The following is an 11002-nucleotide window of genomic DNA, read 5'->3' as shown; positions in this document are numbered from 1 at the left end:
TTGGGTACGGTAGTGAAGCGCGGCGGCGAAGCCTACCGCGCCAGGTCGGTTTCCAGCGCCTGCTTCGCGGCTTGCGGGGCCTTGTCGTTGCGCATGAACAGCAGCGAAATGACGCACAGCGCCAGCGCGGCGATGCAGATGATCCACACCAGGCGGTAGGAGTCTATCGAGGCGCCCTGGGCCGGTCCCACGGTGGAGGCCAGGATGACGCCGAACACCGCACCGCCCACTGCCCCGCCCAGGGTCTTGACCGAGTTGTAGATGCCGGTGGCTATGCCGGTCTGGTCAACCGGGGAGATCTCGGCGACCAGCGCCGGCATGGCCCCCATCAGCATGCCGAAGCCCAGTCCGGCCAGACACTGGTAGGCGATGACCATGGCGAACACGTCATGGAAGAAGACCAGCAGCAGCAGTCCGGCCGCGCCCAGGCACACCCCGAGCAGCAGCACCCCGCGCATGCCGGTCACCCTGGCCACGTAGGCGAAGATCGCCGCGGCGATGCAGCTGAGCAGCGTCAGCCCGGCGCTGAGCAGCGAAATGAGCCCGGGGGCCAGGGCGAAGCCGAAACCGACTTCCTCCGGCTTGGCCGCCAGGAACGTCGTGCCGATGGTCTGGGTGCCGAGCATGACGGTGCCGTAGAGGAACGCGGAGAGGTAGGGCGGCCACATCAGCCGCGAGCAGACCAGCTTCAGGTCGATCGCCGGGCAACTGGTTTTAGACTCCCAGAACACCCAAGCCACCGTGATGACCACGCAGGCGAAGAGCGTGAGCAGCACCTGCGGAGAGGAAATGCCGAATTTCTGGATGCCGCTCAGGCCCAGCAGCATGGTCACCATGGAGGCGCCCAGGCCGAGGAAACCCAGGTAGTCGACGGTGGACTTCGAACGCACGGTGGATTCGGGCACCAGGAACAGCACAACAATCATGCACAGCCCGGTCACGATGGCCGGCACCAGCAGCACCGTGGTGAAGTTCCAGCCCAGCCCGGCGATGACACCGGAGGCAAGCATGCCGGCAATCACCCCGATGGTCAGGAAGGAAATGAGCAACCCGACCGAACGCCGCGCGCGGTCCCCGGAAATCCGGTCGTGCACCATCGCGATTTCCAGCGGGAGCCAGACCGAAAGGGGTCCGGTGAGGATGCGCCCGATGAGCACCAGCGCGTAGTTCCCGGAAAACGCCACGAAGCAGACGCCCACCAGCACCGCCAAGACCGCCACCCGCAGCATCCTGCGATGCCCGAAGATGTCTCCCAGCTTGGCCAGCACCGGTATGCAGACCGCGGAGGACAGGGTCCAGAGGGTGACGAACCAGGTGATGTCCGCATCGGAGATGCCAAGCCGCTGGCTCAGCGCTCCGTACAGCGGCAGGTAGTAGCCCTGCACGAATCCGCTGGTGAATTCCACGAAGATCAAGAATCCCACGACCGCGCTCAGCTTGAGCGGGATCCCGGGTGCAATACTCAGGCCCGAACCCTTGGTACTCGACACGTTTGTCTCCCTTGCATCTTTTCGACCGTGCTGCCCTTGTTCATCCGAAGGCAGGTTGAAATGCCCCAGAAATCGTCGTGGCTGGCTGTGCGCTCGTGTAGCTGCCGCGCTGTCCGCAGCGTGCGGTCCGCCTTTTCGCAAACGAAACGCCATGGCTAGAAGTATATTCTTGTTTCATCTTTTCTGTGGCTCAAGTCACTATGCCAAACGCTTGCTCGACCCCAAAGGGCCAGTTGGACCACATTTTTCTAGGACCAAGCGTGCCTGCGGCGCTTCCAGAACCCCGTGTCGCGGAAATTGCGCCCGAATCCCCGGCGATCGCGAAATACAGCATTTTGAAAGAACGTCATTTCTTCGACCGGCCACACGCGGATATATCCCCTCCACTTTTCGCGCGACAGTGAGGTGGCGCACAGCATGCGGCATATGGGAAGCGCGCAATTCGCCAGCCCCCGAATCCGCATCGAGCCCTCGAAAAGTTTCCCGGATACAGCCTCGAAGCACGCCCCTCACCTGCTATGTCAACTTCATGTCGCAGTTCCCGCAACGAAGGAGGCACCCCACTCACCGACATTCAGACAAGGAATTCCGTGATTTCTTGACACCGATTTCGACCCAAAATCGCGACTTTCTGTCTCTTGGATCACAATCAGCATCAAGAAGTGCAAAACTTCCAGAAAAACGAAGAACGGCGAATCTTAATCTGAAATTCCCCTGTTGGAGGGGTTGCAGGCAGGGAATAGTTGTTGTCACGAAGAAGTTCACCGGATCGAAACCGCCAGGTTCACCGGTCCGAACGAACACCGAGCTTGTGCGAAGGAGCCAGCAACATGACTACCAACGAGAATTCGATCGAGAACCGCGTCGCAGCCCTCGAAAACGACTGGGCAACCAACCCCCGCTGGGAAGGCGTCACCCGCGATTACTCCGCTGCAGACGTCGTGAAGCTCCAGGGTCGGGTCCAGGAAGAGCACACCCTGGCCAAGCGCGGTTCCCAGAAGCTCTGGAAGCAGCTCACCGAGGAAACCCCGACCGGCGGCTACACCAACGCACTGGGCGCACTGACCGGCAACCAGGCAGTCCAGCAGGTCAAGGCCGGCCTGCGAGCCATCTACCTTTCCGGCTGGCAGGTTGCAGCCGACGCAAACCTCTCGGGCCAGACCTACCCGGACCAGTCGCTGTACCCGGCTAACTCGGTTCCGCAGGTTGTCCGCCGCATCAACAACGCGTTGCAGCGTGCAGACCAGATCGAGTTCTCCGAAGGCATCCAGACCGTCGAGGACTGGATGGTCCCGATCGTCGCAGACGCCGAGGCCGGCTTCGGCGGCCCGCTGAACGCCTACGAGCTGATGAAGTCCATGATCACCGCCGGCGCTTCGGGCGTCCACTGGGAAGACCAGCTGGCCTCGGAGAAGAAGTGCGGCCACCTGGGCGGCAAGGTCCTGATCCCGACCCAGCAGCACATCCGCACCTTGAACGCAGCACGTCTGGCAGCTGACGTCGCCGGCACCCCGTCCGTCGTCATCGCCCGCACCGACGCCGAGGCGGCAACCCTGATCACCTCCGACGTCGACGAGCGCGACCAGGAATTCATCACCGGCGAGCGCACCCCGGAAGGCTTCTACAAGGTCCGCAACGGCATCGAGCCATGCATCGCCCGTGCCAAGGCCTACGCTCCGTACTCGGACCTGATCTGGATGGAGACCGGCACCCCGGACCTGGAACTTGCCCGCAAGTTCGCCGAGGCAGTCAAGAAGGACTTCCCGGACCAGATGCTTTCGTACAACTGCTCCCCTTCCTTCAACTGGAAGAAGCACCTGGACGACGCAACCATCGCAAAGTTCCAGCGCGAACTCGGCGCCATGGGCTTCAGCTTCCAGTTCATCACCCTGGCCGGCTTCCACGCACTGAACCACTCGATGTTCGATCTGGCCAAGGGCTACGCGAAGGACGGCATGAGCGCCTACGTCGAACTGCAGGAGCGCGAATTCGCTGCCGAGGCTGACGGCTACACCGCCACGAAGCACCAGCGCGAAGTCGGCACCGGCTACTTCGATGCCATCTCCACCACGCTGAACCCGAACGCCTCCACCCTGGCGCTGGTTGGTTCCACCGAAGAAGGCCAATTCCATTAGACCCTGACGGGTCGATGGTGCCGGCTGACAATGACGTCAGCCGGCACCACCACCATTTTTAAGCTTTAAGGACGCTGTCATGAACACCCCGATCACCCTGAACAACATCACCATCACCGCCACCGAAGTGCGCTACCAGGAACAGATCCTCACCAGCGAGGCACTGGACTTCCTCTCCGCACTGCACCAGGGTTTCGAACACCGCCGCAACGAGCTGATGCAGAGCCGCCAGCTCAACCGGGCCCGCATCGCCAACGGCCGCGACCCGAAGTTCCTGGAAGAAACCCGGAACATCCGCGAGGACGCTTCATGGCAGGTCGCCCCGATCGCACCGGGTCTGGAAGACCGCCGCGTGGAGATCACCGGCCCGATCGAGCGCAAGGCTGCAATCAACGCACTGAACTCCGGCGCCAACGTTTGGCTGGCCGACATGGAGGACGCCTGCTCCCCGACCTGGCAGAACGTGATCAAGAACCAGGTGAACCTGATCCGCGTGCTGGACAACGAGCTGGACTTCACCGCTCCCGACGGCCGCGAGTACAAGCTGAACACCTCGGATCTGCAGCAGCTGCCGACCATCGTGGTCCGCCCCCGCGCACTGCACCAGCCGGAGAAGCACCTGCGGGTGGACGGCGCACCGATGTCGGCCTCGCTGGTTGACTTCGGACTGCACTTCTTCCACAACGCCAAGCGCCTGATGGCAGCCGGCCGCGGCCCGTACTACTACCTGCCGAAGCTGGAGAACCACCTGGAGGCACGCCTGTGGAACGACGTGTTCAACATGGCGCAGGACATGCTGGGCATCGACCGCGGAACCATCCGCGCCACCGTGCACATCGAGTGCATCACCGCGGCCTTCGAGATGGAGGAGATCCTCTACGAGCTGCGTGAGCACTCCTCGGGCCTGAACGCCGGCCGCTGGGACTACATCTTCTCGATCATCAAGAACTTCCGCTCCCGCGGACCGCGCTTCGTGTTCCCGGACCGCGATTCGGTGACCATGACCGCACCGTTCATGCGGGCCTACACCGAGCAGCTGGTGCGTGCGTGCCACCGCCGCGGCGCCACCGCCATTGGCGGCATGAGCACCTTCGTGCCAAGCCGCAAGGACGCCTCGATCAACGAGCTCAATCTGGCCAAGGTGCGCGAGGACAAGGCCCGCGAGGCAGCCGACGGCTTCGACGGCTCGTGGGTGGCCCACCCGGACCTGGTGGCAGTGGCCCGCGAGGTGTACACCGAGGTGCTGGGCGAGAACCCGAACCAGATCAGCCGCACCCGCGAAGACGTTCAGGTTTCCGCCACTGCGCTGCTGGACGTGGCCGGCCTGGAAGGCAAGATCACCGAGCAGGGCATCCGCGACAACATCGAGATCGGCATCCGCTACATCGAGTCGTGGCTGCGCGGCAACGGCGCGGTGGTGCTGCGCAACCTGATGGAGGATTCGGCCACCGCCGAGATCTCCCGCTCGCAGCTGTGGCAGTGGATCCACCAGTCGGCCATCACCGACGAGGGCGAAATCGTCACCCGCCGCTGGGTGCAGGAGCTCGCCGAGGAGACCATGGACCGCATGGAGCGCTTCGAGGGAGACCGCTTCGAATCCGCCATGGAGATCTTCGAGGCCTGCGCACTGCGCGACGACTTCCCGACCTTCATGACCCGCAACGCCTACCTGCGCTACCTGGACATGCCAGTTCCAGTACTGGAAATGGCAGGCTAGCCCCGCAGGCAGGCAGCACCTAGAGACCCGGCCGATTCGTTTCCAAGTCGTCCTCGTAGAATCGGCCACGAATTGCGGCATTCATCCGTTGGTAACCAGTCCCGCGGGTGGATGCCGTTTTTCGCGCCCTGCGGCCCTGCGGTGTTGGGTAGGCTGAACACATGGCGTTCCAGTTCAAAAACCCGGCCGAGCAGCTGTGGGAGCCCGACCTGTTGGGCGAGGGCTTCTCCCGGCGCACGCTGCCGATGCTCGATGGCTCCACCGCCACGCTGGTCCGCCACCGCCGGCCGTCCCGCGTCCCGCGGCTGGCCCCGCCGCTGCGCGGGCTGTCGATCCTCTACGTGCACGGCTGGTCGGACTACTTCTTCCAAAGCGAGCTGGCGCGGTTCCTCACCGATGCCGGGGCCGACTTCTACGCCCTGGACCTGCGCCACTACGGGCGCAACCTCCCGCTGGATGCCGAGCGCGACCCAGCCGGGCAGACCCCGCCGGGATTCACCAACAACCTGGAGCAGTACTTCGAAGAGTTCGACGCGGCGCTGCGCATCATCACCAGCGCCCACCCCGGCACCCGGGTGGTGCTGCTGGGGCATTCGACCGGCGGGCTGAGCGCGTCGCTGTACGCGGCGGCGAACCCGCACAAGATCGAGGCGCTCGCGCTGAACAGCCCGTGGCTGGAATTCCAGGCCAGCGAGCTGGGACGCACCGCGCTGTCCAGGCTGTTCCAGGCCTCCAGCGCGCGCAACCCGCACCGCTTCCTGCCCAGCATCGACCCCGGTTTCTACACCCGCACGGTCTCCAGCCAGTTCGAGGGCGAATGGGACTACGATCTGGCCTGGCGCCCGGTCAACGGCTTCAAGATCACCACCGGGTTCATCTCCGCGGTCTTCGACGCGCAGGCGAAGGTCAAGAAGGGCCTGGACCTGCAGATGCCGGTGCTGGTGATGCTCTCGGCCAAGGACTACCTGCTGCCGCGCTGGCAGGACGCGGCCTCCAAGTCTGATGTCGCGCTGAACGTGCAGCAGATCGCCGAGCGCAGCCTGGACCTGGGCCGCGAGCTGCACCTGGTGCGGCTGGCCGACGCCCTGCACGACGTCTTCCTCTCCGCGCCGCCGGTGCGCACCCGGGCCTACCTGGATCTGGGATCGTGGCTGGCCGTGATCAAGAACCGGCAGCACGACTCGCAGCTGACCGCCAGCGTGCGGCGCGTGGTTCCGGGCGCCTAACCCGGCCCTCGGGCGCTACAGCGCGGCGGGCGCCTGGTCGTTGACCAGTTCCAGGCGCAGCCGGCCGCGCTCGTCCTGCTCGAGCACCGCCACCGAGCCGTTGCGGATGGTATCCAGCGTGTAGCCGGCGAAATCCGACAGCGTATACCGGATGATCGTGCCGTGGCAGATGACCGCGACGTTTTTCCCGGGGAAGTCCTCCATGATCTGCCCGATGGCGCGCAGCCCGCGGTCCACCACCGATTCCAGCGGCTCGATGCCGCCGCCGAGCTTCCCGGGCCAGCGGCGCAGCGCCTCGGCCTCGATCATGCCCTCGCCCTGCGCGTAGTCGCGCTCGACCAGCAGCTCGTAGCTCGGGCCCAGCTCAAGGCCCAGCCCGTCGGCGATGATCTGCGCGGTCTGCCGCGCGCGGTCCAGCGGGGAGGAGACGACCACGTCCCAGTTCCCGCCGGCGAGCACCTGTACCGCCGCGGCAGCCTGGGCACGCCCGGTGTCGTTCAGCGGGATGTTGCTGCTTCCCTGCAGGCGGCCTTCGAGGTTCCATTGCGTCTGTCCATGGCGGACGAATCCCAGCTTCATGCGTACCATTCTTCCACCGCGACGGGTCCGCGCCCGGCGGGTGTGGGCAATCCCACGGGTTTGCCCAGACACATTTTTACCCCATCTGCTTGCCGACCCACGTACGATTTGGTATGTTCCGCCCGCCCAGCGCGGCGCAGGGACACGCGCACCCCATCCCCCATATGAGGATCCAAGTAGTTCATCGTGACCGAAATCAAGGCATCCCTCGCCCGCGGGCTCACTGCCCGCCACATCCGCTTCATGGCCCTGGGCTCGGCCATCGGAACCGGCCTGTTCTACGGCTCGTCCGCCGCGATCCAGGCCGCCGGCCCGGCCGTGCTGTTCGCCTACATGATCGGCGGCGCCGCCGTCTTCATCGTCATGCGCGCCATGGGCGAGATGGCAGTGAAGCATCCGGTCTCCGGGTCGTTCGCGCACTACGCCTCCCGCTACCTGGGCCGCTTCGCCGGGTTCATCACCGGGTGGACCTTCACCTTCGAGATGGCGATCGTGGCGATCGCCGACGTGACAGCCTTCGGCGTCTACATGGGCTTCTGGTTCCCCGACGTCGCCACCTGGATCTGGGTGCTGGCGGTGGTGCTGCTGATCGCGGCGATCAACCTGATGAAGGTCAAGGTGTTCGGCGAGACCGAGTTCTGGCTGGCGATCGTCAAGGTCAGCGCCATCATCGCGATGATCGGCGGCGGCATCGCGCTGATCATCTTCGGCTTCAACGCCCCCGACGCGCAGACCGCGACCGGCATCGACACCCTGATGGCCGCCGGAACGCTGTTCCCCAACGGCTTCATCGGGCTGCTGCTGTCCTTCGCCGTGGTGATGTTCGCCTTCGGCGGCATCGAGACCATCGGCATCACCGCCGGCGAGGCGGACGACCCCTCGCGGTCGGTGCCTGCGGCGATCAACACCGTGCCGTGGCGCATCCTGCTGTTCTACGTGGCCTCGCTGGCAGTGATCATGATGCTCTTCGACTGGCGCCAGATCGACGGCAGCGCCAGCCCGTTCGTGCAGATCTTCGACGCGCTGGGCATCCCGGCCGCGGCCCACGTGCTCAACGCCGTGGTGATCACCGCCGCCGTGTCCGCGATCAACGCCGACACCTTCGGCGCCGGGCGCATGCTCTTCGCGATGTCGGCCGAGGGCCACGCCCCGAAGTCCTTCGCGAAGGTCTCCTCCAACGGCGTGCCGTGGATGACCGTTCTCGTCATGACCTTCGTGCTGCTGGTCGGCGTGGTGCTCAACGCGCTGCTGCCCGAAAAGCTGTTCACCATCATCGCCTCGATCGCCACCTTCGCGACCGTGTGGGTCTGGATCATGATCCTCGCCTCCTACCTGGCCATGCGCCGGGCGGAGAAGAAGGAGGCCGCGGCGGCCTCGCAGGGCCCGCGCGAGTACGCGGTTCCCGGCGGTTCGGCCACCGCCTGGATCGCCATGGCGTTCATGGTCTTCATCGTGGTGCTGCTGGCGCTGAGCGCCGAAACCCGCGTGGCCCTGTACACCGGCGTCGCGTGGCTGGCCATCCTGGCCGTGGTCTACCGCTTCGCGGTCCGCGGCACCTCCGGCGATCCTTCGGCGGACGGCCGCGAGCGCGATTCGGAAGCTGTCTCCACCGGCCGCTAGACGGTCCGGCTCCCAGCTAATGGATCTCGCGGCGCGCCGGGGCGGGGGCTTGGACCTCCGGCCCGGTGCGCCGTTCCGCCGCCAGCGCCAGCGTGGCCCACAGCAGCATGCCTCCGGCCGCGATCCACAGGCTGGACAGGCCCAGATGCAGGTAGGAGAATACCCCGGCCAGCGAGCCGAGGGTGATCATCGCCCACAGCACCGCGTAGCGGACCCAGAGCAGCCGCCCTACCCCGCGGTCCGAGCCGGTCAGCAGCCCCAGGATCGCGCCGCCCAGGTGTTGGCCGAGCTTGACCAGCGTGCCGGTCATGTAGGTCAGGCCCAGCGACACCTCCCCCGAACGCGTGTAGGAGACGTTGACCGCGCCCATCGAGGCCGCCAGCAGGCAGGCCCCGCCGAATCCCAGCTCGCCCAGCGAACCGAGCAGCGCCGCGGTGACCAGCAGCGCACCGCTGAGGTACATCACGATCGGACGGCGGTAGCGCGCGGCCCGCGCGGTGAGCACGGTCGCCAGCACCACACCGCCCACGAAGCTGCCCACGAAGCCCATGGCCATGGACCAGCCGCTGGCATCGCCGGTGAGCAGGGCGGCCGAGGAACGCGTCGAGTTGCCGGACATGAAGGACAGGAAGTAGCCGCCGAGGTGGATGAAGCCCACGCCGTCGACGAACCCCGCCATCGCGGTGATCGTCCCCGCGAAGAAAATTCCGCGCCATCCCAGATTCCTGGCCACCGAACGCCGTCCCGTCCTTTCCGTCTCCGACTGCGGTTTCCCGCCTGAAGCCATTATCCCGTGCCGCGGGCAACGCCCCGTTGAAGGAATGCCTGCGCGCCGCGGCGCGTTATACGGGCATGAGTGAAACCACTGCTTCCCAGAATCCCGCCGACGCCAAGCGCCTGCGCGTGGATATCTTCTCCGACATCGCCTGCCCGTGGTGCTTCATCGGCAAGCGCCGCTTCGAATCCGGTCTGGAATCCTCCGGCCTGGCCCAGGACGTCGATGTCTACTGGCACGCCTACCAGTTGGATCCGACCCTGCCCGAGCACTACGACGGCAGCGAGCTGGACTACTTGGCCAAGGCCAAGGGCATGGATCCGGCCCAGGTCGAGGGCATGCTGGAGCACGTCACCGCCCAGGCCGCCGAGGAAGGCCTGTCCTACGATTTCCGGAAGCTGGTGGTCGCCAACTCGTTCACCGCGCTGCGTGTGCTGGAACATGCCAAGCAGCAGGGGCTGGGCGGCGAAATGAAGGAAGCGCTGCTCTCCGCGCACTTCGAGAAGGGCCTGGACACCGGCAACGTGGACACCCTGCTGCAGCTGGCCGCCGAGGTCGGGCTTGACGCCGCCGCGCTGCACACCGCGCTGGAGGCAGGCAGCTACGCCGACGAGGTCAACGCGGACATCGCCCAAGCGCGCCAGATCGGCGTCACCGGGGTGCCGTTCTTCATCCTCGACGGCAAGTACGGCATCTCCGGCGCGCAGCCGGCCGAGGTCTTCGCCAACGCGCTGACCCAGGTCCACGCCGAAACCGTCGGCGCCAACTAGCGGCTGCCGGGCCGGTTCCCCGCTACTGCTGCGCGATGCACTCCAGCGTGCCCGGGGCGGTGTTCAGTTTGCGGTCCTTGACCAGGTTCTCGAATCCGGTGCCCAGCGCCAGGTCCACCTCGGTGCCGTACATCATCTCGTCGTAGACGAACTCGGAGCCGGGCACCTGACGCTGGATGGTCAGCGCCTGCGCGTACCCCTTGGGGCCGGCCAGCACCACGGCGACCTTGTCCTCATACCTGTCCAGCCCCGAGGTGGTGGCCGAAATCTGGAAGCCTCGCTCCTTCAGCGCCTCCGCGGTCCTGCCGGCCAGTCCCGAATTGGTGGTCGTGTTCAGCACGCGCACCTTGAAGCTTGCGGGGTCCTGGTAGCTGAAGCTGGCCGTGGGGCAGGCCGGGTTGGCAATCTGCTCCGCGGGCTGGTCGTCGGCCTGCACCGCCGTCGGCGCGCCGCCGATCTTCAGCACCCCGGTGAAGGCCAGCGTGGCGGCGATGAACGCCACGAGCACCATGATTGCCATGATCGAGAATATGACGTTCTGCCGCTTGCGCGCGTCGCGCTTTGCCTGGGCGTTGGACACGAAACTCAGCTCTCGCTCGCCAACGATGTGCGCCCCGCGCAACGTCGCAGGGTCCTCGCGTTCGTGCATCATCGCACCCACTTTCAGGCAGCTCCCCTTTGTGGCGAAAG

At 65.7% G+C, this 11002-nt stretch carries 9 protein-coding genes; 5 read left to right on the top strand and 4 right to left on the bottom strand.

Features of this window, described 5'->3' with window-relative positions; translation table 11 throughout:
• Positions 1-32: 32 nt before the first annotated feature.
• Positions 33-1490, bottom strand: coding sequence for an MFS transporter (locus C1H84_RS13265; RefSeq protein ID WP_181728136.1), 1458 nt, complete (start codon positions 1488-1490; stop codon positions 33-35).
• Positions 1491-2320: 830 nt separating this feature from the next.
• Between C1H84_RS13265 and aceA the strand changes: the two genes are divergently transcribed.
• The 3 genes from aceA to C1H84_RS13250 all read left to right on the top strand — a co-directional run bounded on the left by aceA (position 2321) and on the right by C1H84_RS13250 (position 6568).
• Positions 2321-3625, top strand: a complete 1305-nt coding sequence (aceA, locus tag C1H84_RS13260; RefSeq protein ID WP_113607620.1) for an isocitrate lyase — start codon at positions 2321-2323, stop codon at positions 3623-3625.
• Positions 3626-3704: 79 nt separating this feature from the next.
• The gene (aceB, locus tag C1H84_RS13255; protein ID WP_113607619.1) at positions 3705-5342 is read left to right on the top strand and encodes a malate synthase A; all 1638 of its coding nucleotides are present in this window, start codon (positions 3705-3707) and stop codon (positions 5340-5342) included.
• Positions 5343-5503: 161 nt separating this feature from the next.
• Positions 5504-6568: an alpha/beta hydrolase gene (locus C1H84_RS13250; protein WP_113607618.1), complete on the top strand. Its 1065-nt coding sequence runs from the start codon at positions 5504-5506 to the stop codon at positions 6566-6568.
• A 15-nt stretch (positions 6569-6583) separates the two neighbouring features.
• Here the strand turns inward: C1H84_RS13250 and C1H84_RS13245 are convergent, their stop codons facing one another.
• Entirely contained in the window at positions 6584-7147 is a 564-nt protein-coding gene (locus tag C1H84_RS13245) for a histidine phosphatase family protein (protein WP_047118065.1), read from the bottom strand.
• A gap of 243 nt (positions 7148-7390) precedes the next feature.
• On the opposite strand from C1H84_RS13245, the gene C1H84_RS13240 reads away from it, so the two are divergent.
• On the top strand, positions 7391-8767 hold the full coding sequence (locus C1H84_RS13240; protein ID WP_113607721.1) for an amino acid permease: 1377 nt from the start codon (positions 7391-7393) through the stop codon (positions 8765-8767).
• Between the two features lie 16 nt (positions 8768-8783).
• Here the strand turns inward: C1H84_RS13240 and C1H84_RS13235 are convergent, their stop codons facing one another.
• Positions 8784-9500 carry a YoaK family protein gene (locus C1H84_RS13235; protein ID WP_082344612.1) on the bottom strand — a complete coding sequence of 239 codons (717 nt, stop codon included), beginning with the start codon at positions 9498-9500 and terminating at the stop codon, positions 8784-8786.
• A gap of 119 nt (positions 9501-9619) precedes the next feature.
• Between C1H84_RS13235 and C1H84_RS13230 the strand changes: the two genes are divergently transcribed.
• Complete coding sequence (locus C1H84_RS13230) at positions 9620-10312, top strand: DsbA family oxidoreductase (RefSeq protein ID WP_047118067.1); 693 nt, start codon at positions 9620-9622, stop codon at positions 10310-10312.
• 22 nt (positions 10313-10334) lie between these two features.
• Here C1H84_RS13230 and C1H84_RS13225 read toward each other — a convergent pair whose 3' ends face one another.
• On the bottom strand, positions 10335-10964 hold the full coding sequence (locus C1H84_RS13225; RefSeq protein WP_113607617.1) for a LytR C-terminal domain-containing protein: 630 nt from the start codon (positions 10962-10964) through the stop codon (positions 10335-10337).
• Positions 10965-11002: the final 38 nt, after the last annotated feature.

It is taken from the genome of Glutamicibacter soli, assembly GCF_003309065.1.
Classification (GTDB): Bacteria; Actinomycetota; Actinomycetes; order Actinomycetales; family Micrococcaceae; genus Glutamicibacter; species Glutamicibacter soli.
The sequence above is the reverse complement of the archived record's forward strand: the minus strand, read 5'-3'. Positions and strand labels throughout refer to the sequence as shown.

What these genes read in the sequence shown, in the direction of transcription:
- aceA (WP_113607620.1), top strand. Translation starts at nt 2,321, where the DNA reads ATGACTACCAACGAGAATTCGATCGAGAACCGCGTCGCAGCCCTCGAA.
- aceB (WP_113607619.1), top strand. Translation starts at nt 3,705, where the DNA reads ATGAACACCCCGATCACCCTGAACAACATCACCATCACCGCCACCGAA.
- C1H84_RS13250 (WP_113607618.1), top strand. Translation starts at nt 5,504, where the DNA reads ATGGCGTTCCAGTTCAAAAACCCGGCCGAGCAGCTGTGGGAGCCCGAC.
- C1H84_RS13245 (WP_047118065.1), bottom strand. Translation starts at nt 7,147, where the DNA reads ATGAAGCTGGGATTCGTCCGCCATGGACAGACGCAATGGAACCTCGAA.
- C1H84_RS13240 (WP_113607721.1), top strand. Translation starts at nt 7,391, where the DNA reads ATGGCCCTGGGCTCGGCCATCGGAACCGGCCTGTTCTACGGCTCGTCC.
- C1H84_RS13230 (WP_047118067.1), top strand. Translation starts at nt 9,620, where the DNA reads ATGAGTGAAACCACTGCTTCCCAGAATCCCGCCGACGCCAAGCGCCTG.
- C1H84_RS13225 (WP_113607617.1), bottom strand. Translation starts at nt 10,964, where the DNA reads ATGATGCACGAACGCGAGGACCCTGCGACGTTGCGCGGGGCGCACATC.